This is a genomic window from Streptomyces yangpuensis (assembly GCF_024666385.1).
Lineage (GTDB): Bacteria > Actinomycetota > Actinomycetes > Streptomycetales > Streptomycetaceae > Streptomyces > Streptomyces yangpuensis.
The window spans coordinates 5,430,598-5,455,420 of record NZ_CP102514.1 but is presented as its reverse complement, the minus strand read 5'-3'; the positions used below and the strand labels follow the sequence as shown (position 1 = coordinate 5,455,420).

Sequence of the window (24,823 nt, the reverse complement as noted above, 5' to 3'; positions counted from 1 at the left end):
GGCTACGCCTCCTCTTCCTTCTTGTCCTTGCGGTTGAACTCGATCTCGACACGCGCCTTGGCGATGTCGGTGAAAGCAATGCGGCGGGCGGTCGCCTTGCGGCCCTTCACGCCCGGTACTTCGAGGTCCATGCCCTCGTCGTCGACGTCGAGGATGCGGGCGACCAGTTCCCCGGCACCCTTCGCGTCCTCGGCGGACAGCTGGAACTTCACGAGACGGCCGATGGCCCGCACGTAGTGGCGGTGCTCGGTAAGCGGGCGGTCCGCGCCCGGCGAACTCACCTCGAGGACGTACTCGTCCTCGCCCATCACGTCGGATTCGTCGAGCTTGTCGGAGACCTCACGGCTCAGCTCGGCACACGCGTCCAGTTCCACGCCCTCGTCGGAGTCCACGATGATCCGCAGCATCCGGCGCTTGCCCGCGCGGGACAGTTCGATCTCTTCGAGGTCCAGGCCCTTGGCGGCGACGAGCGGCTCCAGCAGTCCGCGCAGCCTGTCGCTCTGGGTGGTGCTCATCCGGGTGACTCCTCGGCCGCGTGTGCTGTTGTGGTTTCCGTCGTGTGTCAGGTCAAAGGGTATCCGGTGTCGGAGGGTGTTGCCGTCCGCCCTGCGAGGAGGGCCCCGGGTACCGTGATCAGGCCCTGCCCCGCTCACCAGCCCCGTCATCACCCCGGAGGTCGTCGCCGTGCCCTGGACCCTGCCTTCGAGACCTCCTAGACCTTCGCGGCCTTCGCGCAGGAGCCTGCTCGCCGGCGCGGCCGGTGCCGTGCTGCTGACCGGGTGCACCGACGGCCGCCCGAAGGCGGCCGATCCGGCGATTTCACTCGAACGGCGGATGCGGGAGGCGGCCGTTCGTGACAGCGCCCGGCTGCTGGAACGTTACGACAGCACCACCGCCGCCCATCCGGCCCTGGCCGGACGGCTCGCCCCGCTGCGCGCCGCCGTCGCCGCGCACGTGTCCGCGCTGTCCCCCGCCGCGCCGGGCGCGCCGTCCCCCTCGGGGTCGCCCTCGGCGTCGCCGTCCGGCGGTACCGGGGCCGCCGCGCCCTCGGCGAGCGCCGGGCCGGTGCCCGCGAAGGCCGAGGAGGCCCTGACCGCCCTCGCCGACGCCGAGCGCGGCCTGTCCGAGGCCCGGACCATCGACCTGGCCGGAGCGCCGGCGGAGCTGGCCCGGCTGCTGGCCTCGGTGGCCGCCTGCGGCGCCGTGCACGTGTACCTGCTGACCTCGACTCCCGGAGCCAAGCCGTGAAGCCCGAACCCTCCCCCGTCGGACGGGCCCTGGAGGCCGCCCAGGCGGCTCTCGCCGCAGAGCACGCGGCCGCGTACGGGTACGGGGTGATCGGCGCGCGGAGCACCGGCGCCCGCGCCACGGAGGCCCGGGAGGCGTACGGCGGCCACCTCGCGCGCCGGGACGCGCTGGCCCGGACCGTGCGGGAGCTGGGCGGTGCGCCCCGGCCCTCGGAGGCCGCCTACGCCCTGCCGTTCGAGGTGCGCACCCCGGCCGACGCCGAGCGGCTGGCCGCGGTGATCGAGGACCGGGTGGCCGGCGCGTACTCCGATCTGGTGCGGGCGGCGGAGGGCCCGCTGCGCCGCGAGGCTGCCGACGCGCTGAGCGCCGCGGCCGTGCGCGCGGCACGCTGGCGCGGTGTCGGCGTAGCCTTCCCTGGGCTCACGGAACGCGCACAGCGAGCCCTCACCAGCTGAAAGGGACCACGCACGCATGGCTTTCGAACCGCCGGAGCGGCTTGTACGGGCGCTCGGCGAGACGCCGGAGACGGCGCAGGACGCGGACTGGCTGGGGCGGTTGCCCGGCCTCACCGAGGCCGCGCTGTCCCGGCGGGGTCTGCGGGCCCGGCGGGTGCAGGCCCCGGGCGGCCGCAGCAGTCTGGTCGTCCTCGTCACCTACGCGGACGGCACCCCGGCCGCTCTGAAACTGGCGCCCCCGCACGCCCGGCCCGACCGGGAACTGGCCGCGCTGGCGCACTGGGGCGGTTTCGGCGCCGTACGGGTCCTCGACACACGGCACCACGAGGAGGACGGGGCGCTGCTGCTGGAACGGCTGCACCCGGAGGTGTCGCTGCGGTCCCTGCCTGAGGCGAAGGCGCTGCTGGAGGCGAGCGGCACGCTGCGCCGGCTGTGGGTGGCCCCGCCGGCCGGGCACGACTGGGAGACGGTGGCCGAGCGGACCGGGCGCCAGTCGGAGGCCCTGCGGGCGGCCCCGGCGGAGGGCCGGGCGCTGGCCGAGACCGCTCTGGCGCTGCGGGCGGAGCTGGTGACGGCCCCGCCGGAGGAGCTGCTGCTGCACGGAAACTTCCGGCAGGGCAAGGTGCTGGCGGGCGAGCGGGCGCCGTGGCTGACGGTGGGCCCCGATCCGCTGGTCGGCGAGCGGGCGTACGACCTGGCGCGGCTGGTCCGGGACCGGCTGGAGGACCAGGTGGCCTCCTCGGCGGGCGCGGCGGGCGCCCGGCGCCGGGTGAACAAGCTGGCGGACGCGCTGGACGTGGACCGGGAGCGGCTGCGGGGCTGGACGCTCTTCCGGGCGGTGGAGTCGGGCAACCGGGCCCTGGCCGCCGGGCGCCGCCGGGACGCGGAACTGCTCCTGGAGTTCGCGGCCTGGCTGTAGGGCGGCCCGCCCTGATCGACCGGGGTCGAAGCTGGGCATACCGTAGGAAAAGGAAGGTATGTCCGGCAGGGGGCCGTCATGGTCGAGGAACTGCTGACAGCGGTGGTCGCCGCGGGTGTGGGTGCCCTGGTGTACATGGGCGCCGCGGCCCGGGTGGTGAAGCAGTACGAGCGTGGCCTGGTCTTCCGCTTCGGCAGGCTGCGGGAGGAGATACGGCCTCCCGGCTTCACGGTGATCGTTCCCGTGATCGACCGGCTCCGCAAGGTGAACATGCAGATCGTGACGCTGCCGGTGCCCGCGCAGGAGGGCATCACCCGGGACAACGTCACCGTGCGGGTGGACGCGGTCGTCTACTTCAAGGTCGTCGACCCGGCGAGCGCGGTCGTGGCGGTGGAGGACTACCGCTTCGCCGTCTCGCAGATGGCGCAGACCTCGCTGAGGTCCATCATCGGCAAGTCCGACCTGGACGACCTGCTGTCCAACCGGGAGATGCTCAACCAGGGCCTGGAGCTGATGATCGACAGCCCGGCGGTGGGCTGGGGGGTGCAGATCGACCGGGTCGAGATCAAGGACGTGTCCCTGCCGGAGACGATGAAGCGGTCGATGGCCCGGCAGGCGGAGGCCGACCGAGAGCGCCGGGCCCGCGTGATCAACGCGGACGCGGAGCTGCAGGCCTCGCACAAGCTCGCCGAGGCGGCGGAGGTCATGTCGGAGCAGCCGGCGGCGCTCCAGCTGCGCCTGCTGCACACGGTCGTGGCGGTCGCCGCCGAGAAGAACTCCACGCTGGTGCTGCCGTTCCCGGTGGAGCTGCTGCGCTTCCTGGAGCGCGCCGCGCCACCGCCTCCGGCGGCGGCCGCGCGGGAGGACCCGGCCCCGGCCGGCCCGGCTTCCGAAGGCCCCGGGCCGGCCGAGGTCGGCACAGCGGCGGGGACCGACGCGCCGTCGGCTCTCGACGCGGCGGCGGAGGCGCCGGTTCTCGGACCGGGTCAGCCGCCGTTCCCGGACGAGTCCCCGCCGTAGCCGTCAGGGACCCGGCCTCGGCCGGCCCGGCTTCCGAAGGCCCCGGGCCGGCCGAGGTCGACACCGCTTCCGGCCCGGGGCCGGACGGCGTGCCGCTGAGCGGGGCGCGGAGCCTGCCCCCGCCCCGCCCTTCCACCGTTCCCCGGGACTCCGCCCCGGACCCCGCGCCTCAGGCGGTGGGAGCGGCTTCGGCCAGTCGGGTGAGGGCCTCGGGGAGGGGGAGTTCTTCGCGGGTGCCGGTGGCGCGGTTCTGGAGTTCGACCACGCCGTCCGCCGAGCGGCGGCCCGCGACCAGGATCCACGGGACGCCGATCAGCTCCGCGTCCGTGAGCTTCACGCCGGGGGACAGGCCCGGGCGGTCGTCGAGCAGGACCCGGAGGCCGGAGCCCGCCAGGGCCGCGGCCGCCTCCTCCGCCAGGGCCAGCGGTACCGCCTTGCCCGCCGCCACCACGTGAACGTCGGCCGGGGCCACCGCCGCCGGCCAGCACAGCCCGCGCTCGTCGGCGGTCTGCTCGGCCAGGGCCGCCACCGCGCGGGAGACGCCGATGCCGTAGGAGCCCATGGTGACCCGGACCGGCTTGCCCTCGCGGCCCAGCACGTCCAGCCCGAAGGCGTCCGCGTACTTGCGGCCGAGCTGGAAGATGTGGCCGATCTCGATGGCCCGGTCGAGCCGCAGGCCCGCGCCGCAGGAGGGGCAGGGGTCGCCCGGCTCCACGACCACCACGTCCAGGTACTGGTCCACCTCGAAGTCGCGCCCGCAGACCACGTTGCGGGCGTGCGTGTCGGCCTTGTTGGCCCCGGTCACCCAGGCGGTGCCCGGCGCGACCCGCGGGTCGGCCAGGTAGCGGACCTTCTCCAGGCCCTGCGGGCCCACGTAGCCGCGTACGAGGTCGGGCCGGTCCGTGAAGTCCTCGGCCGTGACCAGCTCGACGACCGCCGGGGCCAGGTGCTCGCCCAGCTTGCCGAGGTCCACCTCCCGGTCCCCCGGCACGCCCACGGCGACGATCTCGCCGTCGACCTTGACCAGGAGGTTCTTCAGCGTCGCCGAGGCGGGGACGCCGAGGTGCGCCGCCAGGGTCTCGATCGTCGGGGTGTCGGGGGTGTCGACCTCCTCCAGCGGCGGGTGCTCCGCGGACACGGGGGTCAGGGCGAAGGTCACGGCCTCCGTGTTGGCGGCGTAGTCGCAGGAGGGGCAGTCCACGAAGGTGTCCTCGCCCGCCTCCGCCGGCGCCAGGAACTCCTCGGACGCCGACCCGCCCATCGCCCCCGACACCGCGGAGACGATCCGGTGGTCCAGGCCCAGCCGCTCGAAGATGCGGACGTAGGCCTCGCGGTGGAGCCGGTAGGACTCCTCCAGCCCCTCGTCGGACACGTCGAAGGAGTAGGAGTCCTTCATCTGGAACTCGCGGCCGCGCAGCACGCCGGACCGGGGCCGGGCCTCGTCGCGGTACTTCGTCTGGATCTGGTAGAGCATGACCGGCAGGTCCTTGTACGAGGTGCACTGGTCCTTCACCACCAGGGTGAAGATCTCCTCGTGGGTGGGGCCCAGCAGGTAGTCCGCGCCCTTGCGGTCCCTGAGCCGGAAGAGCAGGTCGCCGTATTCCGACCAGCGTCCGCTGACCTCGTACGGCTCCTTCGGCAGCAGGGCCGGCAGCAGCACCTCCTGGGCGCCGATGGCGTCCATCTCCTCGCGGACGACACGGCTGACGTTGTCCAGGACCCGCTTGCCGAGCGGCAGCCATGTCCACACGCCGGCCGAGCTGCGCCGGACGTATCCGGCCCGGACCAGGAGCCGGTGGCTGAGGGTTTCGGCGTCGGCCGGGTCCTCGCGGAGGGTCTTGGCCATGAGGCGGGACATGCGCTGTACGTGATGTGTGGACATGCCCGGAGGTTACCGGGGCACCGTCGGCCCCCGGTAACCCGTTTCAGGGCCTGGTCAGCGGCAGCGGGGCGCCCATGACGGCGTACGGGAGGCTCGCGCTCGGGAAGTGCACCTGGCGGGCGAGGTCGACGTAGCCGAGGGCCCGGTAGAGGCCTCGGGCGGGGCTCTCGGTGTCGATGGCGGAGAGGATCGAGCGGGGCTCGGACGCAGCGTCGGTGAGGGTGGTGATCAGGGCGCGGCCGACGCCGTGGCCCTGGAAGCCGGGGTGGACGTGCAGTTCGGTGATGACGAAGGACCCGTCGAGCCAGTCCTCGTGCCCGCCGGCCCGCAGGTAGGGCTCGACGATGGTGGACCACCAGTGGGTGCGGTCGTTCGGCATTCCGTACACGAAGCCGGTGAGCGCGCCGTCCTCGGCGAACGCCCCGAGGGCGCGGGCGCCCTTGCAGGTCATGTGGCGCTGGACGATGTAGCGCCGGATGCCGACCTCCTCCTCGCTGAGGCCGAAGGCGACGGCCTGCACGCGCAGGGCCTCGTCCACGCGGCCGGCGAGGTCGAGGGGGCCGATACGGACTCCGGATGGCAGCATGCGCTGACCCTACTTCGCGGTAAGGGTGCGCCGGAATGCCGCAGCCCGAGTCTCCTGGTGGTTCAGAAGAGCACGCTCATGAACGCGCCGACCTCACGGAAGCCCACGCGCCGGTAGGCGGCCCGCGCCGCGGTGTTGAAGTCGTTGACGTAGAGGCTGACCACGGGCGCCACATCGCGCAGCGCGTACTCGACGACGGCGGCCATCCCGGTCTCGGAGTGCCCGCGGCCGCGGAACTCGGGGGCCACCCAGACGCCCTGGATCTGGCAGGCGCGGGAGGTGGCGGCGCCGATCTCCGCCTTGAAGACGATCTTGTCGTCCTCGACGCGGGCGAAGGAGCGGCCGCCGGCGACGAGCTCGGCGACGCGGGCCTGGTACAGCAGGCCGCCGTCGCCGGCCATCGGCGAGACGCCGACCTCCTCGGTGAACATGGCCACGCAGGCGGGCATGATCAGGTCCATCTCGTTCTTGCGGATCCGGCGGACCTGCGGGTCCGGCTCGACCGTGGTGGACGGACGGTCGATGACCATGAGGGGCTGGTGGGCGCGGACCTCGCGGGCGGGGCCCCAGCTGGGTTCGAGGAGCTGCCACAGCAGCCGGGTGGGCTCGGCCGGGCCGACGATGGAGGAGCAGCGGCGGCCGGTGCGGCGGGCCCGGTCGGCGAAGGCGCGTACGGCGTCGGGCTCGGCGCAGACGGGGACGAGGTTGGCTCCGGCGTAGCAGAGGGAGCGGAGCTCGCCGTCGGCGTACCAGCCCCACATCTCGCCGCCCAGGCGCCACGGGTCGAGTCCGGCGACCTGGACCCGGGAGGTGACGAAGGCGTTCTCGACCGGCTCGCGTCCGAGGATGTCGAGCGCGGCGTCGAGATCACTGGGCTCAAGGACCCGGGTGGTGGTCTGCGTCAACACTGGGGCCTCACCGTGCAAGTCTGCTGATCTCCGCACTGTACCCGGCAGCGCCCTGGGATGCCGCGTTCGCAGGTCACGAAAAGGCCCCGGCCCCGCTCCCGAACTGCGGGAACGGGGCCGGGGCCACGCGCGAGGCGAGCCCGAGGAATCAGACGCCGATGGCGACGGTCGGCTCGCCGCTGGTGATGCCGTCGGCCTCCATCTGGGCCGCGATCTTCATCGCCTCTTCGATGAGGGTCTCGACGATCTTCGACTCGGGGACGGTCTTGATGACCTCGCCCTTCACGAAGATCTGGCCCTTGCCGTTGCCGGAGGCGACGCCGAGGTCGGCCTCGCGGGCCTCGCCGGGGCCGTTGACGACGCAGCCCATGACGGCGACGCGCAGCGGGACCTCCATGCCCTCCAGGCCCGCGGTGACCTCCTCGGCCAGCTTGTAGACGTCGACCTGGGCGCGGCCGCAGGAGGGGCAGGAGACGATCTCCAGGCGGCGCGGCTTGAGGTTCAGCGACTCCAGGATCTGGATGCCGACCTTGACCTCCTCCGCCGGCGGGGCGGAGAGGGAGACGCGGATGGTGTCGCCGATGCCCTCGGAGAGCAGGGCGCCGAAGGCGACGGCGGACTTGATGGTGCCCTGGAAGGCCGGTCCGGCCTCGGTGACGCCCAGGTGCAGCGGGTAGTCGCAGGCGGCGGCGAGCTGGCGGTAGGCGTTGACCATGACGACCGGGTCGTTGTGCTTGACCGAGATCTTGATGTCGCCGAAGCCGTGCTCCTCGAAGAGGGAGGCCTCCCACAGCGCGGACTCGACCAGCGCCTCGGGGGTGGCCTTGCCGTACTTCTTCAGGAGGCGGGCGTCGAGGGATCCGGCGTTGACGCCGATGCGGATCGGGGTGCCCGCGTCGCTGGCCGCCTTCGCGATCTCCTTGACCTTGTCGTCGAACTGCTTGATGTTGCCCGGGTTCACGCGGACCGCGGCGCAGCCGGCGTCGATCGCGGCGAACACGTACTTCGGCTGGAAGTGGATGTCGGCGATGACCGGGATCTGCGACTTCTTGGCGATCACGGCGAGCGCGTCGGCGTCGTCCTGCGTCGGGCACGCCACGCGGACGATGTCGCAGCCGGAGGCGGTGAGCTCGGCGATCTGCTGGAGCGTCGCCCCGATGTCGGAGGTCCGGGTGGTGGTCATCGACTGGACGGAGATCTGCGAGTCGCCGCCGACGGCCACCTTGCCGACCTGGATCTTGCGGCTGACCCTGCGGTCGGCAAGCTTCGTCGGCACGGCCGGCATTCCGAGAGAGATGGCAGTCATCTGCTGTGCAACCCCAAGGTGTGGATCAAGGTCCCGAGATCGGCGGGCTCCAGGCTTCGAGATTACGCCAACCCAGGGGCGGGCCGTGCATCCGAGGGGGTGCGCCACCCGAACGTAGGGAGCCGGGCACGATCCGTGCCCGGCTCCGGTACGACCGGGGTACGCCCCCCGCGCGCTAGGTGATCTTGATCGGGTTCACCACGTCGGCGACCATCACCAGCAGGGTGAAGCAGATGAACAGGCCCGCGACCACGTACGCGACGGGCATCAGCTTGGCCACGTCGAACGGGCCGGGGTCGGGGCGGCGGAAGATTCGTGCCACGCCCCGCCGCAGCGACTCCCACAGGGCACCGGCGATGTGCCCGCCGTCGAGCGGGAGCAGCGGCAGCATGTTGAAGAGGAACAGCGAGAGGTTGAAGCCGGCCAGCAGGTTGAGGAAGAACACCAGCTGGTGCTGGGCGGGGATGTCGAGGGTGAAGATCTCACCGCTGACGCGTGCCGCGCCGACGACGCCCATCGGGCTGTCCTGCTTGCGCTCGGCCCCGTTGAAGGCCGCGTTCCACAGGTCCGGGACCTTCGACGGCAGGGCGACGAGCGACTGCACGCCGGCCTCCATCATCTCGCCCATGCGCTCGGCGGACTGGCCGAAGGACTGCGGTACGTAGCCGGAGGCGGGCGCGAAGCCGAGGAAGCCCGCGGTGACGTACTCGTCCTTGACGTACTTGCCGCTGCCGTCGGTCTTGGCGACCTTGTTCTCGATCAGGTTCGCCTTGAGGTCGAGGCGCTCGCCCGCGCGGACGACGGTGATCGTGGCGGGTCCGACGGTGGCGCGGATGTCCTTCTGGAGGGCGGACCAGTCGTCGACGGGGCGCCCGTTGAAGGCGACGATCTTGTCGCCCGCCTTGAGGCCGGCGGCCCTGGCGGGTGCGGCCGGGTCGCCGGGCCGGCACGTGTCGCGCTTCTCGCTCTGCTGGATGACGCAGTCCGAGACGGTGGCGACCGAGGTGGTCTGGGTGTTCAGCCCGAAGGTCATCAGGGTGGTGAGGAAGATCGCCACGGCCAGGACCAGGTTCATGAACGGGCCGGCGAACATCACGATCACGCGCTTCCACGGCTTGCGCGTGTAGAAGAGCCGGGTCTCGTCGCCGGGCCGGAGCTCCTCGTACGCCGCCGAGCGCGCGTCCTCGATCATCGACCGGAACGGCGAGGTGGACCGGGCGGTGACCTTGCCGTCCTCGCCGGGCGGGAACATCCCGATCATGCGGATGTAGCCGCCCATGGGGATGGCCTTGATCCCGTACTCGGTCTCGCCCTTCCTCCGCGACCAGATGGTCGGGCCGAAGCCCACCATGTACTGCGGCACGCGGATGCCGAACAGCTTGGCCGTGGAGAGGTGCCCCAGCTCGTGCCACGCGATGGAGACCAGCAGGCCGACCGCGAAGATCACGATTCCGAGCACCGTCATCAGAAGTGTCATGCGCGCGCCTCCGCGGCGGCCCGAGCCGCCATCTCCCGCGCCCGGGCCCGGGCCCAGGCCTCTGCTTCAAGGACGTCCTGGACGGTCAGGGAGGTTCCCGACTCCGGCGTCCCGTGCTCATCGACCACGGCAGAGACCGTATCCATGATTGCTGTGAACGGCAGCCGACCGGCCAGGAACGCCTCGACGCACTCCTCGTTCGCCGCGTTGAACACGGCCGGGGCGGTGCCGCCGAGGGCGCCCACGTGCCGGGCGATGCCCACGGCGGGGAAGGCCTCGGTGTCCAGCGGGAAGAACTCCCAGGTGGAGGCCTTGGTCCAGTCGAAGGCGGGGGCCGCGTCCGGGATCCGCCGGGGCCAGCCCAGGCCGACCGCGATGGGGCCGCGCATGTCCGGCGGAGTGGCCTGGGCGAGCGTGGAGCCGTCGGTGAACTCCACCATCGAGTGCACGTACGACTGCGGGTGGACCACGACCTCGATCTGCTCGAACGGGATGTCGTAGAGCAGGTGGGCCTCGATGACCTCCAGGCCCTTGTTGACCAGGGTCGCCGAGTTGACGGTGATCACCGGGCCCATGGCCCAGGTGGGGTGGGCGAGCGCGTCCTCGACGGTCACCTTCGAGAGCTCGGCGCGGGTGCGGCCGCGGAAGGGTCCGCCGGAGGCGGTCACCACGAGCTTGCGCACGTCGGCGCGGGTGCCGGCGGCCAGCGCCTGGAAGAGCGCGGCGTGCTCGGAGTCCACGGGGATGATCTGGCCGGGCTGTGCGAGGGCCTTGACCAGCGGGCCGCCGACGATCAGCGACTCCTTGTTGGCCAGGGCCAGGGTGCGGCCGGCCCGGAGGGCGGCGAGGGTCGGCGCGAGGCCGATGGAGCCGGTGATGCCGTTGAGGACGGTGTGGCACGGGGAGGCGGCGAGTTCGGTCGCGGCGTCCGGCCCGGCGAGGATCTCGGGCAGCGTCTCGCCCGGACCGTACTGGGCGCTCAGCGCCTCCTTCAGGGCCGGCACGACGTCCTCGCGGGCGACGGCCACCTTCTCCACGCGCAGCAGCCGGGCCTGTTCGGCCAGCAGCGCCACCCGGCCGCCGGCGGCGGACAGGGCGGTGACCCGGAACCGGTCCGGGTTGCGCAGCGCGAGGTCGATGGCCTGGGTGCCGATGGAGCCGGTGGACCCGAGGATCACGATGTCCCGGCGGCCGGCCGCGGCATCGAAGAGGAGGTGCGGGTCGGCGAGGGGGGCTGGACGGTCGCTCATGCCCCCATTGTTGCCGCAAGTCAGGGGCGGCCCGACACGGAGCCCCCTTCCGTGACCCGCAGCAGGAGGTGCGGGAGCGTTCCGGCGAAGTCGGGGAGCGTGCGGGCGGTGCGCCACCATGCCTCGGGGTCCTCTCCGAGGGCGACGGTGAGCAGCCGGTACGCCTCGGCGTGCGCGGCGAGCACGGCGTCCGGGTGGTCGTGCCGGTCGGGGTGGTCCACGTCGCCGAGCCATTGGTCCTCGTCGAGGGCCCAGCAGGCCGGCAGCTTGTGCCGGATCACGTCGACGCCGGTGATCAGGCCGCGGTCGAGGCAGTCGCGCACCCAGCGGATGTCCTCCTCGACGCTCTCCATGGGCACGGCGAGGCTCGCGAGGGCCAGTTCGCGCTCCACGTCCCCGGAGGGCTCGGCGGCGGTCGGGGCGAGCCGGCGCACGGCGCGGGCGAGCCCGGGGTCCGGCTCTGCCGCGCCGTCCGGTCGGGGCAGGGTCCCCTCGACGACGCCGGCCACCAGTGCGGGCAGCGATCCGGGGTGGCCGGGGGCGTGCCGCAGCAGTTCCGCCCACAGGCGCGGGTCGTCGCCCAGCGGACGCAGGGCCCGCATCACGGCGGTCTGCATGCCGGCCTGTTCGGGCAGGGTCCAGCGCAGGGATCGGCGTTCGGGGAGGTGGCCGAGGAGCAGGGTGTGGCGGGCGGGGGCGACGTGGGCGACGAGTTCCTCGTGCGTGAGGCGGCCCATCCGTACGGCGCGGACGGCGGGCCGGTGCCAGGTGCGGCCGTCGGCGGGCGCCGCGGCGGTGGCGAGCAGCCCGCGGACGGTCTCCCGGGGCAGGTCGGCGGCGAGCAGCAGGGCCTCGACGGAGCCGGCGGGCAGCGGACGGCGGGTGTGCTCGGCGAGCAGCAGCGCGGGATCCGCCGTGTGGGGCAGCGCCAGGACGTCCAGCGGGACGCGTGGTCCGCGGCGGCCGTGGCGGCGCAGCAGGGCGGTCAGTTCGGCGGTGGTGAGGGGTTCCGCCTCGGGGTCCCGGCCGAGCTCGGCGTGGAGCACGGGCAGCAGCTCGGGCGGGGTGCGGCGGCGGGCGTAGCGGGCGGGTCCGGGCAGGCCGGGCAGCGGCCGGCCCACGACGCGGGGGTTGCGGGCGATGTAGCCGCGGTCTGCCTCGGTCCCGTGGCGCAGCAGCAGGGTGACGGTCGAGGCCGCCAGCCATTCGTCGCGGCAGAGGTATTTGAGGGTCGGCCGGTCGAGCCGGCGGGTCGTGTCGATGACGACGTGGTCCGGTGCGTGGCGCAGCAGGTGCGCCACGCACCAGGCCAGCCGTCGGCTGGTGCGGTCCTGCTCGGCCGTCGGCATCGTTCTCGTCCGCCTCGCGCTGTGCTCGTCCGCGTGCCGGATCCGCACGCATGACTCATCCTCGTACGCCTGTCCGACGTGCGGCGATGATCGCAGGTCAGCGGAGGGGGCGGTGCACGTTTTTCCGGTTCGAGGGTCCGGGTGCGGCATCGGCGATCCAGGGGCCGTCGCCGGAGGGGTCGAGGACGCCCTCCTCCAGCCAGGCGTAGGTACCGGACAGGACTCCGGCGACCACCTTGCGGTCGAGGTCGTCGGTGTTGGACCAGAGCCGGCCGAACAGCTCCTCGACGCGCAGCCGGGACTGCTCGCAGAAGGCGTCGGCGAGCTGGTACGCCTCGCGGCCGTGCTCGCCGGAGGCGCGCAGGTGCTCGGCGCGGACGCAAGCCGCGCTCATCGCGAAGAGTTCGGCGCCGATGTCGACGATCCGGCCGAGGAAGCCCTGTTTGGTCTCCATGCGGCCCTGCCAGCGGGACATCGCGTAGAAGGTGGACCGGGCGAGTTTGCGGGCGCTGCGTTCCACATAGCGCAGGTGGACGGAGAGGTCGGGGTGGCCGCCCGGGTGGAAGGCCCGATAGGTGCCGGGGACCTGGCCGGGCCCGGTGGCCAGCTTGGGCAGCCAGCGGGCGTAGAACCCTGCGGCGCGGGCGCCGGCCCTGGCCTTGTCGCCGAGAGCCTTCTCGGGGTCGATGAGGTCGCCGGCCACCGACAGGTGGGCGTCGACGGCTTCGCGGGCGATCAGCAGGTGCATGATCTCCGTCGAGCCCTCGAAGATCCGGTTGATACGCAGGTCGCGCAGCATCTGCTCGGCGGGGACGGCGCGTTCGCCGCGGGCGGCCAGGGACTCGGCGGTCTCAAAGCCGCGCCCGCCGCGGATCTGGACCAGCTCGTCGGCCATCAGACAGGCCATCTCGGAGCCGTAGAGCTTGGCGAGGGCGGCTTCGATGCGGATGTCGTTGCGGTCCTCGTCGGCCATCTGGGAGGCGAGGTCGACGACCGCTTCGAGGGCGAAGGTGGTGGCGGCGATGAAGGAGATCTTGGCGCCGACGGCCTCGTGCTTCGCGACCGGCCGGCCCCACTGCTCGCGTACGCCGGACCACTCGCGGGCGATCTTCAGGCACCACTTGCCGGCGCCGACGCACATGGCGGGCAGGGAGAGCCGCCCGGTGTTGAGCGTGGTGAGGGCGATCTTCAGGCCGGCCCCCTCGGCGCCGATGCGCTGGTCGGCGGGGACGCGTACCCGGTGGAAGCGGGTGACGCCGTTCTCCAGGCCGCGCAGGCCCATGAAGGCGTTGCGGTGCTCGACGGTGATGCCGGGCGAGTCGGCCTCGACGACGAAGGCGGTGATCCCGCCGCGGTGGTTCTCCGACTTCGGGACCCGGGCCATGACCACGAGCAGGTCCGCGACGACCCCGTTGGTGGTCCACAGCTTCACGCCGTCGAGGACGTAGGCGTCGTCCCCGTCCGGGACCGCGGTGGTGGCCAGGCGCGCCGGGTCGGAGCCCACGTCGGGTTCGGTGAGCAGGAAGGCGCTGATGGCGGTGGTGGCGCAGCGCGGCAGGTAGGCGTCCTTCTGGGCCTGCGTGCCGAACATCTTGAGCGGCTGGGGCACGCCGATCGACTGGTGGGCGGAGAGCAGGGCCCCGATGGCCGGGCTGACCGAGCCGACGAGGGCGAGCGCCTTGTTGTAGTAGACCTGGGTGAGGCCGAGGCCGCCGTACTTGGGATCGATCTTCATGCCGAGGGCGCCGAGCTCCTTGAGGCCGCGCACGGTCTCGTCGGGGATCTTCGCCTCGCGCTCGATGAGGGCCCCGTCGATACGGGTCTCACAGAACTCGCGCAGCCGGGCGAGGAAGGCCTCGCCCCGGCGGACGTCCTCGTCGGCGGGGAGCGGGTGGGGATGGATCAGGTCGAGCCGGAACCGGCCCAGGAAGAGCTCCTTGGCGAAACTGGGTTTGCGCCAGTCCTGCTCCCGGGCCGCTTCCGCGACCTGTCGTGCCTCGCGCTCGGTCACCTTGGGCTGGGTGCCGCTGGGCTGTACGGGCTGTGTTGCGGACATGAGGGGGCTCACCTCGCCGCCGGAGTCGGTGCACCGGCCTACTGGCCGGTGCTACCTGTGAGTCGTACCCCGCCCGGCTCCGCGGGAAAAGCCGGGACGGACCAGTCGGGCGAATCGCCGGGCGCGGGGGCCGGTTCCGGGGCCGGTTCCGGGGCGGTTCCGGGGCCGGAAAAAGGGGACGGCCGGAGCCCCCGCACAGTGGGCTCCGGCCGTCGGCTCAAAGGCCGTACGAGATCAGATGTCGAGGCCGGTCAGGACCAGGACCCGCTCGTACGTGTAGTCGTCCATCGCGTACCGGACGCCCTCGCGGCCCACACCGGACTGCTTGACGCCGCCGTACGGCATCTGGTCGGCGCGGTAGGACGGCGCGTCGCCGATGATCACGCCGCCGACCTCGAGCTCCCGGTGGGCGCGGAACGCGGTCTGGACGTTGCGGGTGAAGACGCCGGTCTGCAGACCGAACTTGGAGTCGTTCACCGCGGCGAAGGCCTCGTCGGTGTTCTCGACCCGCAGCAGGGTCAGGACCGGGCCGAAGACCTCCTCGGTGGCGAGCTTGACGCCCTCGGGGACGTGCGCGAGGACGGTGGGCTCGTACGAGGCACCCTCGCGCTTGCCGCCGGTGAGCAGCTTGGCGCCGGCGGACACGGCCTCGTCGACCCAGGACTCGACGCGCTGGGCGGCGGCCTCGGAGACGAGCGGGCCGACGTCGGTGGCGTCGTCGTTCGGGTCGCCGGTGACTTGGGCCTGGACCTTCGCGACGACCTTCTCGACGAGGCGGTCGTAGACGGAGGCGTCGGCGATCACGCGCTGCACGGAGATGCAGGACTGGCCGGCCTGGTAGTTGGAGAAGGTCGCGATGCGGGTCGCGGCCCAGTCGAGGTCGGCGTCGGAGGACCAGTCGTCCAGGACCACGGCCGCGGCGTTGCCGCCGAGCTCCAGGGTGCAGTGCTTGTGGGGCACCGACTGCTGGATGGCGTAGCCGACGGTGTCGGAGCCGGTGAAGGAGATGACGGGCAGGCGCTCGTCCTTGACCAGGGCGGGCATCTTGTCGTTCGCGACCGGCAGGACCGACCAGGAGCCGGCCGGGAGGTCGGTCTCGGCGAGCAGCTCACCCAGGATCAGGCCGGACAGCGGCGTGGCCGGGGCCGGCTTGAGGATGATCGGCGCGCCGACGGCGATGGCCGGGGCCACCTTGTGGGCGCACAGGTTCAGCGGGAAGTTGAACGGCGCGATGCCGAGGACCGGGCCCTTGACGAAGCGGCGGGTCAGCGCGAGGCGGCCGACGCCGCCGGCGTCGGTGTCGAGGCGCTGGGCCTCGCCGCCGTTGAAGCGACGGGCCTCCTCCGCGGCGAAGCGGAACACGGACACCGCACGGCCGACCTCACCGCGGGCCCACTTGATGGGCTTGCCGTTCTCGGCGGAGATCAGCTGGGCGATCTCCTCGGTGCGCTCGACGAGCCGCTTGGACACGTGGTCCAGGGCCGCGGCCCGTACGTGGGCGGGGGTCGCGGAGAACTCCGCCGTCACGGCGTACGCCGCGGCCACGGCCTCTTCGACCTGCGCGTCGGTGGGCACGCTGACCGTGCCGACCAGTCGGCCGTCCCACGGGGAGTGGACGTCGAAGCTGTCCTCGCCGGTGGCCTGGCGGCCGGCGAGCCAGAAGGCGTGGGTGGAAGTCATGCGAATCCCGGCCCTTCGGAAGTGTGCGGTGGGTCCTGACCCCTCCACCGTAGGACTCCGCGGGGGATTCGGCGTTTATCCGGGGTGTAGTACGCGCCGTCGCAGTCGCGCCGCTTTGTCACTGTCGCCCGCGGGACACGTCCTGGCCGGGAGCGGACGCGCCCTGGCGTGGAGCGGCCGCGGCAGGCCGGGAGCGTCCGCTCGCGGCAGGCCGGGAGCGTCCGCGGCTAGCCGGGAGTGGTGGAGGTGGCCTTGAGGGCGAGCCACAGTTCCATGCGGACGTCCGGGTCCTCCAGGGAGCGGCCGAGGATCTCCTCGACCCGCTTCATCCGGTAGCGCAGGGTGTGCCGGTGCACGCCGAGGTCGGCCGCGGCCGCGTCCCACTGGCCGTGCCGGGAGAGCCAGGCCTGCAGCGAGGCCACCAGGTCCCCGCGTCCCGTCGCGTCGTGCTCCCGCAGCGCCCGCAGGGTGCCGTCCGCGAAGGCCCGTACCGCGTCGTCGGCCAGCAGCGGCAGGACCGAGCCCGCCGCCATGTCCTCGTGCTCCACCATCGGGCGCCCGCGCCGGCGGGCCACGGCGAGCGCCTGGTCGGCCTGCTTGAGGGCCGCGGCCACCCCGCCGGGGCCGGCGGGCGCGGACAGCCCGATGACCAGCTCGTCCGGTTCCGGGCCGGCCGCGTCCCGGCCGCGCCGGGCCTCCAGGGTCTCCGCGTGGTCCGTGCACGCCTGTACGGCCGCCCCGGCGTCGGAGGCGAGGACCACGAGCCGTCCCGGCTCCGGGACCACCAGCAGCGCCTCCCCGGTACGGGCCGCCGCCGACTCCACCGTGTCGGCGAGCAGCGCCAGCCCCTCGGGCTGCGCCGTGCCCGCCAGCGCCGGCTCGGCCACGACCAGCCGGAACGGCGCGTCCAGCAGGGACCCGTACAGGTCGCCGGCCACGGCCCGGGCGTGGTCCGGCTCGTCCGCCAGCAGCATTCGCAGCACCGCCGCCCCCAGCCGGGACTCGGCGTCGTGCAGCGACCGCGACCGCTCCGTGGTGAGCGTCAGCAGCGCCACCGCGGAGTGGACGGCGTACCGCTCGGCGGTGCCCAGCGGGGCGCCGGTGCCGACGGCGAGCGCTCCGCGCGCCCGTCGGCCGGTGCCCAGGGACTGGAGCTCGACGCGGTCCTCGGACCCCCCGACCACGGCGCTCGCCGGCGCGGGCCGCTCGCGCAGCCGCTCCACGTCGGGGGTCAGCCGGGCGGCGCGGCGCGCGGCCCAGTCGGGTGCGGCCGCCACGACCGCGCCCGAGGTGTCGTAGAGCGCGGCCCAGCCGTGCACGTGCGCCGCGAGCTTCGCCAGCAGTTCGGCGGGCCCGTCGGCGGAGAGCGCGGCGCGCGTCAGCTCGCGCTGGGCCTCGAAGCCGGCGGTGACCGCCCGGTACTGGTCCGCCGCGAGCGCCGCGGAGACGGCCTTGCTGATCGCGAGGAAGGGCGTCCGGCGCGGCACCTCCAGCAGCGGCATGTCCTCGGTCCGGGCCGCCTCGACCAGCGCCTCGGGGACCGCCTCGTAGTTGACGCCGATGGCGAAGCCGATGCCGACCACTCCGGCCGCGGCGAGGCGGCGTACGTAGGCCCGCATCTCCTGCGGGTCGTCGGCGTCCAGCTTCATCGCGGTGATCAGCAGCAGCTCCCCGCCCTCCATATAGGGGACGGGGTCGGCGAGCTCGCTGACGTGGGCCCAGCGCACGGGGGTGTCCAGGCGGCTCTCACCCGCCCGGACGCTGAGTTTGAGCGCCGAGTGCTGGACGAGTGAGGCGAGGGTCAGCGGCATCGGTTACCAGGGGCCTTCGGAGCGGGAGGGGACGGCGGGGACGCGGGAGGGAGCGGTGGAGGAGCCGCCGACGCTTTTCGCCGTGTCGTACGAACGACTCCCCTCGATTCTGCCACCTCGTACGGGTCGGGGGCGCGGTTCAGGCCGTTCCGGCCAGCCGGACCAGCAGCGGGGCCGCCCGCTCCCCCTTCACGGAGGTGAGCGAGAGCACGGCGTGCCCGGGAGGCACGGCGTGGGCCAGGTCCGAGGCGGACCACCGCTCCCGTTCCACCTGCCGCACGGTCACCGCGTCCGTGGTGACCGCCTTGCCGGTGACGAGCTTGCGGAAGGCGTGGATCGCGCGGGTCAGCGGCTGGTCGGCGAAGACGGTGCGCTGGGTGACGTCGCGCGCCTCCACCCACTCGGTTCCCCAGGCCTCGGCGAAGCGCTTGCCGTCCCAGGTGGTGACGCCGGAGAAGGCCATCCGGCAGCCGACCGCCCCGAGCAGCGGCGTGCGCAGCGCCTCCGGTACGTCGTCCAGCGTGCGCAGGGTGAGCAGGACGCCCGCGTGTGCCGAGCGCAGCCGCTGGACGCCGCGCACGGTCTGCGGGGTCAGCGTGTGCGAGGCGTCGTCCAAGGCGAGGAAGGCGAAGAGGGAGCGGTCGGCGCGGGCGGCCGCGGCGGCGTTGAACTGGGCGAGCAGCAGCCGGGCCAGCATCCGGGAGGCGTCGGCGTGCCCCCGCTCGGGGAGGTCGACGCGGACCCGGATCGGGTGCTCCAGGGCGCGCAGCGAGAAGGGCCGCCCCTGGCCGGTGGTGTCGAAGAAGCCGGCGAACGCGGGCCGGTCCAGCAGGGCGACCCGGTCGGCGAGGGCCGGTCCGGGGTCGCCGTGCGCGCCGTGCTGGCGGGTGCGGGCGTCGAGCTCGCGCAGCATCGTGTGGTGCGCGGCGCCGTCGGCGGCGAGCTCGCGGCGCAGGGCGTCGAAGGCGGCCGGGACCTGGTCGAGCAGCTCGCGCAGCTCGGGCACGGCGGGGAAGCGGCCGTACGCCGTCCGGAACGGCCCGAGGAGCTGGGCGAGGGCGGTCGCCGCCCGGCGGACGTCGAGGCCGGGGACGTCTCCGACGAAGGCCTCGGCGAGCAGGGTCGCGGCCTCGTCGGGGTCGGTGGCCCCGCCGTAGAGGTCGAGGTCGTAGACGGAGCCGGGGTCGCCGATGCGGACGACGACGTCGTAGGCGGCGTCGGGCCCGAGCTGGGCCCCGGCGGCGCCGACGGCGACGACGGCGGCCTGGCCGGCGAGGGCCTGGAGGGCGAGCGACTCCACGACGGGCCGGACCAGGCGCTGCGTCTTGCCGGTGCCGGACGGGCCGACGGCGAGCAGGGAGGTGCCGAGCACGTCGGGGTCGAGCGCGAGGTAGGTGCCGCGGCGGGCGTAGGGGTTGCGGACGCCGTCCTCGACGGTGCCGAGGAGCACCTGCCGGGCCAGCAGGTCGTGCCGGGCGGCCCGCACGGGCAGGTCCCGGTCCCCGGAGGGGTGCACGCAGGCCCCGGCGCCCTTGTCGCGGACGGCGTCGGCGAAGGCGCGCATGCGGGAGGGGTCGACGCGGACGGAGTCCCAGGCCCGCCGGATCCGGGCGTAGTCGACGTCGTTCATCCGCCCGCCCCCGGCCTCCCCCTCCAGCCGGTCGGCCACCTCCCCCAACCCGGCCCCCCGCAACTGCGGCCACCGCACAGGGTCTTCGACCCCGCCCGCCTCGGGGCTCGGCACGGGCGGCCGGTCGGTGGTGGCCGCTCCCTTCGCGCCGCCGGCACCCACCAGGCGGCGGACCAGGCCCACGACACCGCCGAGGAGGGCGAAGGCGAGGACGAGCACCACGTCGATCACGGTCCGGGTGGTGTCCACGAGGGCCCGGTTGGCCACCGGATCGCCGTCGAAGGTGAGGAACCCTTCCGCGAGCTGCCGCAGCGGCAGCTGGTAGTTGTGCACGAGGAGGATCGTCACCCAGGCCAGGGGAACGACCGCGAGGGCCTGGACGACGGGGCCCCGCGCGACGACCAGGCGCGCCCAGACGGTCCGCCAGTTGCCCAGCCTCCCGAAGCCGTAGAGGAGCGCCGCGACGAAGAGCAGCTCGTAGATCGGCTTGGCCTGCACGCCACCCGTCTTCGCGACGGGTTCGCCGTTCGCCGCCCACCAGCTGTCGGGGGTGAACAACTTCAGCGGTGTGTCCCAGAAGGGGATGTAGGTGTTGCGCATGAGGGACCACACGAGGACGCAGCCCAGGAAGGAGATGAGTGCGCCGCTCGCCAGGGCCCGGTCGGGTGTCCGCTCGGGCTCCGCCGCCGCCCGCGGGGTGTGTCCGTAGCGCCAGACGCCCGGCTCGGCGGCCGGGCGCGGGGTGCTGATCCAGGCAGCGAGGGGCGGCGGCTGTCCAGGGGCGCCTGCGGGCGCGTGAAGGGGTTTCGGAGGGTGTTCAGGCGATGTGGCAGGCCTTGGTACGTGACCCGCGCGGGTCGCCTGTCCGTCGTACGTTCCCTCGGTGTCCATGAACCCCTGCCCCCTGCCCATCCCTTGCCCTGCGGCGCTCAATCTAGTGCCCGGCCCGGGCCTCGGGGGCGCTCTGCGCCCGTACCCGGTCCTGATCCACGAGACACGCCCCGGGTCCTTCCTATGGCCGTCGCGGACAAGGACACGCTGAGATCACTACCGAACGGAGCATGCAGGACCCCCGCTCGCGGGCCTAGCCTGCGGACAAAGACACAAGTGCGTCCGAAAACACCCCCCAGGAGCCCTCTATGACTGCTGTCCCGCAGGAGCGCAAGATCGTCACCGCGATCCCCGGCCCCAAGTCGCAGGAGCTGCAGGCGCGCCGCCTGCAGACCGTGGCCGGTGGCGTGGGCTCCGTGCTGCCCGTCTTCACGGCCCGCGCAGGCGGCGGCATCATCGAGGACGTCGACGGCAACCAGCTGATCGACTTCGGCTCCGGCATCGCCGTGACCTCGGTCGGCGCCTCCGCCGAGGCCGTCGTGCGCCGCGCCTCCGCACAGCTCGCCGACTTCACCCACACCTGCTTCATGGTCACCCCGTACGAGGGCTACGTCGAGGTCTGCGAGGCCCTCGCCGAGCTGACCCCGGGCGACCACGCCAAGAAGTCGGCCCTGTTCAACTCCGGCGCCGAGGCCGTCGAGAACGCCGTCAAGATCGCCCGTTCGTACACCAAGCGCCAGGCCGTCGTCGTCTTCGACCACGGCTACCACGGCCGCACGAACCTCACCATGGCGCTGACCGCGAAGAACATGCCGTACAAGCACGGCTTCGGTCCGTTCGCCCCCGAGGTCTACCGCGTCCCGGTCGCCTACGGCTACCGCTGGCCCACCGGTGCCGAGAACTGCGGCCCCGAGGCCGCCGCCCAGGCGATCGACCAGATCACCAAGCAGATCGGCGCCGAGAACGTCGCCGCGATCATCATCGAGCCGGTCCTCGGCGAGGGCGGCTTCATCGAGCCGGCCAAGGGCTTCCTCCCGGCGATCGTGAAGTTCGCCAACGAGAACGGCATCGTCTTCGTCGCCGACGAGATCCAGTCCGGCTTCTGCCGCACCGGCCAGTGGTTCGCGTGTGAGGACGAGGGCATCGTCCCCGACCTGATCACCACCGCCAAGGGCATCGCGGGCGGTCTGCCGCTCGCCGCCGTGACCGGCCGCGCCGAGATCATGGACGCCGCCCACGCGGGCGGCCTGGGCGGCACCTACGGCGGCAACCCGGTGGCGTGCGCCGGCGCGCTCGGCTCCATCGAGACCATGAAGGAGCTCGACCTCAACGCCAAGGCGAAGAAGATCGAGTCCATCATGAAGGACCGCCTGTCGGCCATGCAGGAGAAGTACGACATCATCGGCGACATCCGCGGCCGCGGCGCCATGATCGCGATCGAGCTCGTCAAGGACCCGGAGTCCAAGACCCCGTTCCCGGAGGCGGCCGGCGCGCTCGCCAAGGCCTGCCACGCCGAGGGCCTTCTCGTCCTCACCTGCGGCACCTACGGCAACGTGCTCCGCTTCCTCCCGCCGATCGTCATCGGCGAGCACCTGCTGAACGAGGGCCTGGACCTGATCGAGGCCGCGTTCGCGGCCATCGGCACGGAGATCTGAGTCCCGGTCGATGCGACCGCCTGCTCGAACGTCTAGAACGTCCGAGCGCAGCGCACCGCCCACCTACCGACGGTAACGGGCGGGCACTGTGAAGAAGGTGTGGGGGGCCGATGGCGGGAGCGCGTTCCTGCTGTCGGTCCCCCTTCCACTGCCGTACGGTTTCTGCAGATGAGTGAGACAGCCCGCTCCCGGGAAACCGGGGGCGATACCGGTACCGGGCTTCCCCAGCGCCGTACCGGGCATGCGTTCGCGCACACTCCTCACCGATCGGACAGCCGGCCGCCCCAAACCCCCCGGGGCGTGCGGCAACCCGGTCCGGGCGGCCGTCCCGGAACCATCCCCCCTGTTCCGGGACGGCCGGCCACCCTTCTCGGCGCGCTCGCCGCCTCCGCGCTGTGCGCACTCCTCTTCGCCCTGATCACCTGGCAGGTCCTGGTGCGGGGCCCGCTGCTGTCCTGGGACGCCCGGCTGAGCGCCGCGCTCGTGCGCACCGTCCCCGACGCGGTCACCGAGTCCCTCTCCGATCTCGGGAACATCCCGGTCGCGCTGCCCGTGCTGCTCCTCGCCGCCGGGTACGCCGCCCTGCGCGGCGAGCGCCGCGGCGCGGCCGCCGCGGTGCTGGCCATGGCCCTGGTGCCGGCCCTCGTCGTCCCGCTGAAGGAGTGGACCGCCCGCCCCGGCCCCCTGGAGCCGTGGGCCGCCGGCTACTTCCCCTCGGGCCACACCGCGACGGCCTTCGTGGCGTACGCGGGCGCGGCCCTGCTCGTGCGGCCGCACCTGGGCCGGTGGTGGCCGGCGGCCGCCGCCCTCGTGCTCACGGGGGCGACGGCCGTCGGGCTGGTGCTGCGGGGCTTCCACTGGCCGCTGGACGTGCTGGCCAGCCTGCTGTTGTGTACGCCGCTGCTGCTGGCGGTCAGGCGGTCCTTCAGGCCGTCCTGCCGTAGTACGCGTCGAAGTTCCGGCTGAACTCCCGGCCCCCGAAGCGGTCCCAGTTGATCGACCAGGTCATCAGGCCGCGCAGGCCGGGCCAGGTGCCGTGGGTCCGGTACGTCCCGCAGTCGGTCTTCTTCGTCAGGCAGTTCAGGGCCTTGGTCACCTCGGCCGGCGAGGTGTGGCCGTTGCCCGCGTCGGTGGTGGCGGGCAGCCCGATCGCGACCTGGTCGGGGCGCAGCGCCGGGAAGACACGCGCGGTGTCACCGGCGACGGGGAAGCCGGTGAGCAGCATGTCGGTCATGGCGATGTGGAAGTCCGCGCCGCCCATGGAGTGGTACTGGTTGTCGAGGCCCATGATCGGGCCGGAGTTGTAGTCCTGGACGTGGAGCAGGGTGAGGTCGTCGCGCAGGGCGTGGATGACCGGGAGGTACGCGCCGGCGCGCGGGTCCTGTCCGCCCCAGGGGCCGGAGCCGTAGAACTGGTACCCCAGCTGGACGAAGAAGGTCTCCGGGGCCATGGTCAGGACGAAGCCGGGGCCGTAGCGGGCCTTCAGGGCCTTCACCGCGGAGATCAGGTGGACGATGCCCGGGGTGGTGGGGCTGCGGAAGTCGGTGTCGCCGGTGGCCAGGGAGAGGGAGTGGCCCTCGAAGTCGATGTCCAGGCCGTCGAGCCCGTACTCGTCGATGATCTTGGCGACGGAGGAGACGAAGGTGTCGCGGGCGGCCGGGGTCGGGAGCTGGACCTGGCCGTTCTGGCCGCCGATGGAGATCAGTACCTTCTTGCCGGCGGCCTGCTTGGCCCTGATGGCCGCCTTGAACTCGGCCGGCGATTCGACGTTGGGGCATTCCGCGACCGGGCAGAGGCGGAAGCGGATGTCGCCGGAGGTCACCGAGGTGGGTTCGCCGAAGGCGAGGTTGATGACGTCCCAGGAGGCGGGCACGTCGGCCATGCGGACGTAGCCGGAGCCGTTGGCGAAGCTCGTGTGCAGGTAGCCGACGAGGGCGTGCGCGGGGAGCCCGCCGCCCCCTCCGCCCCCTCCGCCGCTGGGCGTCGTCACGGAGACGGGGGCGCTCCGCGGGGACTCGCCCGCCGCGTTCACCGCGCTGACCCGGAAGGTGTACGCGGTGGAGGCGGCGAGGCCGGTCACCGTGGCCGAGGCGGAGGTGACCGGCAGGGGTGCGGCGCCGTCCCGGTGGACGGTGTACGAGGTGGCGCCGGGCACCGCCGCCCAGGAGAGCAGGACCGAGCTCGGCGAGGCCGCCGAGGCGGTCAGGCCGGTGGGGGCGGCCGGAAGCTGGGGCCCGCCGGGGCCGCCGGGGTCGGGGCCGACCAGGGTGACGTCGTCGGTGACGTGGGCGGGCTGGCCGTACCAGCCGTGCGTGTGGACGGTCACCGAGGTGGTGGACGGGCCGGTGCGGAAGGTGGCCGTCAGCTGCTTCCAGGCGCCCGGGCTCTGCGTCCAGGTGGACACGTCGGTGGTGCCGGTGCCGCTCGCGCCGAGGTAGACGTACGTGCCCTGCACCCAGGCGCCGAGCGTGTAGGTGGAGTCCGGCCGGACGGTGACGGTCTGGGAGCAGCGGGCGTTGTCCTGGCCGGCCGGGGTGGCCCGGAGGGCGGAGGTGCCGCCGTGGACGGGTGCGGTGACGGCCGCCGCGCTGCCGGCGGAGCAGCTCCAGCCGTCGAGTCCGGCTTCGAAGCCGCCGTTGCGGACGAGGTCGGCGTCCGCGGCCGCGGCGGGCGGGCCTGCGGCGAGGAATCCGGCCGCCGCGAGGGCGGCGGCGGTGAGGAGGGACCAGGCTCTGCGCACAACTGCCTCCGGAACATGGG

Annotated in this window: 19 protein-coding genes; 6 read left to right on the top strand and 13 right to left on the bottom strand. The window is 73.3% G+C overall.

Features of this window, described 5'->3' with window-relative positions; translation table 11 throughout:
• Nucleotides 1–2: 2 nt before the first annotated feature.
• A complete protein-coding gene (gene rimP / locus NRK68_RS25110) occupies nucleotides 3–515 on the bottom strand; it encodes a ribosome maturation factor RimP (protein ID WP_030031619.1) in 513 nt (170 codons plus the stop codon).
• A gap of 250 nt (nucleotides 516–765) precedes the next feature.
• Here rimP and NRK68_RS25105 point away from each other — a divergent pair, with 250 nt between their 5' ends.
• The 4 genes from NRK68_RS25105 to NRK68_RS25090 all read left to right on the top strand — a co-directional run bounded on the left by NRK68_RS25105 (nucleotide 766) and on the right by NRK68_RS25090 (nucleotide 3,642).
• A complete protein-coding gene (locus NRK68_RS25105; protein ID WP_257856786.1) occupies nucleotides 766–1,248 on the top strand; it encodes a hypothetical protein in 483 nt (160 codons plus the stop codon).
• Nucleotides 1,245–1,703 carry a ferritin-like domain-containing protein gene (locus tag NRK68_RS25100; protein ID WP_257856785.1) on the top strand — a complete coding sequence of 153 codons (459 nt, stop codon included), beginning with the start codon at nucleotides 1,245–1,247 and terminating at the stop codon, nucleotides 1,701–1,703. The genes NRK68_RS25105 and NRK68_RS25100 overlap by 4 nt, the downstream gene beginning before the upstream one ends.
• 16 nt (nucleotides 1,704–1,719) lie before the next feature.
• Nucleotides 1,720–2,622, top strand: coding sequence for an aminoglycoside phosphotransferase family protein (locus NRK68_RS25095; RefSeq protein ID WP_257856784.1), 903 nt, complete (start codon nucleotides 1,720–1,722; stop codon nucleotides 2,620–2,622).
• A 78-nt stretch (nucleotides 2,623–2,700) separates the two neighbouring features.
• Complete coding sequence (locus NRK68_RS25090) at nucleotides 2,701–3,642, top strand: slipin family protein (RefSeq protein ID WP_257856783.1); 942 nt, start codon at nucleotides 2,701–2,703, stop codon at nucleotides 3,640–3,642.
• A gap of 169 nt (nucleotides 3,643–3,811) precedes the next feature.
• Here the strand turns inward: NRK68_RS25090 and NRK68_RS25085 are convergent, their stop codons facing one another.
• The 11 genes from NRK68_RS25085 to NRK68_RS25035 form a co-directional block, all read right to left on the bottom strand.
• Complete coding sequence (locus NRK68_RS25085) at nucleotides 3,812–5,524, bottom strand: proline--tRNA ligase (protein WP_257856782.1); 1,713 nt, start codon at nucleotides 5,522–5,524, stop codon at nucleotides 3,812–3,814.
• Between the two features lie 43 nt (nucleotides 5,525–5,567).
• Nucleotides 5,568–6,110: a GNAT family N-acetyltransferase gene (locus tag NRK68_RS25080; protein WP_030958636.1), complete on the bottom strand. Its 543-nt coding sequence runs from the start codon at nucleotides 6,108–6,110 to the stop codon at nucleotides 5,568–5,570.
• A 62-nt stretch (nucleotides 6,111–6,172) separates the two neighbouring features.
• Nucleotides 6,173–7,018 carry a GNAT family N-acetyltransferase gene (locus tag NRK68_RS25075; protein ID WP_183068673.1) on the bottom strand — a complete coding sequence of 282 codons (846 nt, stop codon included), beginning with the start codon at nucleotides 7,016–7,018 and terminating at the stop codon, nucleotides 6,173–6,175.
• A gap of 148 nt (nucleotides 7,019–7,166) precedes the next feature.
• Nucleotides 7,167–8,324: a flavodoxin-dependent (E)-4-hydroxy-3-methylbut-2-enyl-diphosphate synthase gene (gene ispG / locus NRK68_RS25070; protein ID WP_046776377.1), complete on the bottom strand. Its 1,158-nt coding sequence runs from the start codon at nucleotides 8,322–8,324 to the stop codon at nucleotides 7,167–7,169.
• A 175-nt stretch (nucleotides 8,325–8,499) separates the two neighbouring features.
• The gene (locus NRK68_RS25065) at nucleotides 8,500–9,801 is read right to left on the bottom strand and encodes a M50 family metallopeptidase (protein ID WP_183068672.1); all 1,302 of its coding nucleotides are present in this window, start codon (nucleotides 9,799–9,801) and stop codon (nucleotides 8,500–8,502) included.
• Entirely contained in the window at nucleotides 9,798–11,051 is a 1,254-nt protein-coding gene (gene dxr / locus NRK68_RS25060; protein WP_183068671.1) for a 1-deoxy-D-xylulose-5-phosphate reductoisomerase, read from the bottom strand. Before dxr ends, NRK68_RS25065 begins: the two co-directional genes overlap by 4 nt.
• Nucleotides 11,052–11,071: 20 nt before the next feature.
• Nucleotides 11,072–12,400, bottom strand: a complete 1,329-nt coding sequence (locus NRK68_RS25055) for a hypothetical protein (protein ID WP_257856781.1) — start codon at nucleotides 12,398–12,400, stop codon at nucleotides 11,072–11,074.
• A gap of 97 nt (nucleotides 12,401–12,497) precedes the next feature.
• Nucleotides 12,498–14,456, bottom strand: a complete 1,959-nt coding sequence (locus NRK68_RS25050; RefSeq protein ID WP_257856780.1) for an acyl-CoA dehydrogenase family protein — start codon at nucleotides 14,454–14,456, stop codon at nucleotides 12,498–12,500.
• A 234-nt stretch (nucleotides 14,457–14,690) separates the two neighbouring features.
• Nucleotides 14,691–16,136: an aldehyde dehydrogenase family protein gene (locus NRK68_RS25045; protein ID WP_183068668.1), complete on the bottom strand. Its 1,446-nt coding sequence runs from the start codon at nucleotides 16,134–16,136 to the stop codon at nucleotides 14,691–14,693.
• A 227-nt stretch (nucleotides 16,137–16,363) separates the two neighbouring features.
• Nucleotides 16,364–17,947, bottom strand: coding sequence for a PucR family transcriptional regulator (locus NRK68_RS25040; RefSeq protein ID WP_183068667.1), 1,584 nt, complete (start codon nucleotides 17,945–17,947; stop codon nucleotides 16,364–16,366).
• Between the two features lie 139 nt (nucleotides 17,948–18,086).
• Nucleotides 18,087–20,468: an ATP/GTP-binding protein gene (locus NRK68_RS25035; protein WP_257856779.1), complete on the bottom strand. Its 2,382-nt coding sequence runs from the start codon at nucleotides 20,466–20,468 to the stop codon at nucleotides 18,087–18,089.
• A 248-nt stretch (nucleotides 20,469–20,716) separates the two neighbouring features.
• On the opposite strand from NRK68_RS25035, the gene gabT reads away from it, so the two are divergent.
• Together gabT and NRK68_RS25025 are read left to right on the top strand one after the other, a co-directional pair.
• Complete coding sequence (gene gabT / locus NRK68_RS25030) at nucleotides 20,717–22,063, top strand: 4-aminobutyrate--2-oxoglutarate transaminase (RefSeq protein ID WP_183068665.1); 1,347 nt, start codon at nucleotides 20,717–20,719, stop codon at nucleotides 22,061–22,063.
• Nucleotides 22,064–22,231: 168 nt separating this feature from the next.
• Nucleotides 22,232–23,029 (top strand): phosphatase PAP2 family protein, encoded by a 798-nt coding sequence (locus NRK68_RS25025; RefSeq protein WP_257856778.1) that lies wholly within the window; start codon nucleotides 22,232–22,234, stop codon nucleotides 23,027–23,029.
• Here NRK68_RS25025 and NRK68_RS25020 read toward each other — a convergent pair.
• A complete protein-coding gene (locus NRK68_RS25020) occupies nucleotides 22,989–24,803 on the bottom strand; it encodes a chitinase (RefSeq protein ID WP_257856777.1) in 1,815 nt (604 codons plus the stop codon). The genes NRK68_RS25025 and NRK68_RS25020 overlap by 41 nt on opposite strands.
• Nucleotides 24,804–24,823: the final 20 nt, after the last annotated feature.

Bases quoted from the DNA above. Each gene is read 5' to 3' on its own strand.
- rimP (WP_030031619.1), bottom strand. From the start codon at position 515: ATGAGCACCACCCAGAGCGACAGGCTGCGCGGACTGCTGGAGCCGCTC.
- NRK68_RS25095 (WP_257856784.1), top strand. From the start codon at position 1,720: ATGGCTTTCGAACCGCCGGAGCGGCTTGTACGGGCGCTCGGCGAGACG.
- NRK68_RS25090 (WP_257856783.1), top strand. From the start codon at position 2,701: ATGGTCGAGGAACTGCTGACAGCGGTGGTCGCCGCGGGTGTGGGTGCC.
- NRK68_RS25085 (WP_257856782.1), bottom strand. From the start codon at position 5,524: ATGTCCACACATCACGTACAGCGCATGTCCCGCCTCATGGCCAAGACC.
- NRK68_RS25080 (WP_030958636.1), bottom strand. From the start codon at position 6,110: ATGCTGCCATCCGGAGTCCGTATCGGCCCCCTCGACCTCGCCGGCCGC.
- ispG (WP_046776377.1), bottom strand. From the start codon at position 8,324: ATGACTGCCATCTCTCTCGGAATGCCGGCCGTGCCGACGAAGCTTGCC.
- NRK68_RS25065 (WP_183068672.1), bottom strand. From the start codon at position 9,801: ATGACACTTCTGATGACGGTGCTCGGAATCGTGATCTTCGCGGTCGGC.
- dxr (WP_183068671.1), bottom strand. From the start codon at position 11,051: ATGAGCGACCGTCCAGCCCCCCTCGCCGACCCGCACCTCCTCTTCGAT.
- NRK68_RS25055 (WP_257856781.1), bottom strand. From the start codon at position 12,400: ATGCCGACGGCCGAGCAGGACCGCACCAGCCGACGGCTGGCCTGGTGC.
- NRK68_RS25050 (WP_257856780.1), bottom strand. From the start codon at position 14,456: ATGTCCGCAACACAGCCCGTACAGCCCAGCGGCACCCAGCCCAAGGTG.
- NRK68_RS25045 (WP_183068668.1), bottom strand. From the start codon at position 16,136: ATGACTTCCACCCACGCCTTCTGGCTCGCCGGCCGCCAGGCCACCGGC.
- NRK68_RS25040 (WP_183068667.1), bottom strand. From the start codon at position 17,947: ATGCCGCTGACCCTCGCCTCACTCGTCCAGCACTCGGCGCTCAAACTC.
- NRK68_RS25035 (WP_257856779.1), bottom strand. From the start codon at position 20,468: ATGGACACCGAGGGAACGTACGACGGACAGGCGACCCGCGCGGGTCAC.
- gabT (WP_183068665.1), top strand. From the start codon at position 20,717: ATGACTGCTGTCCCGCAGGAGCGCAAGATCGTCACCGCGATCCCCGGC.
- NRK68_RS25025 (WP_257856778.1), top strand. From the start codon at position 22,232: ATGAGTGAGACAGCCCGCTCCCGGGAAACCGGGGGCGATACCGGTACC.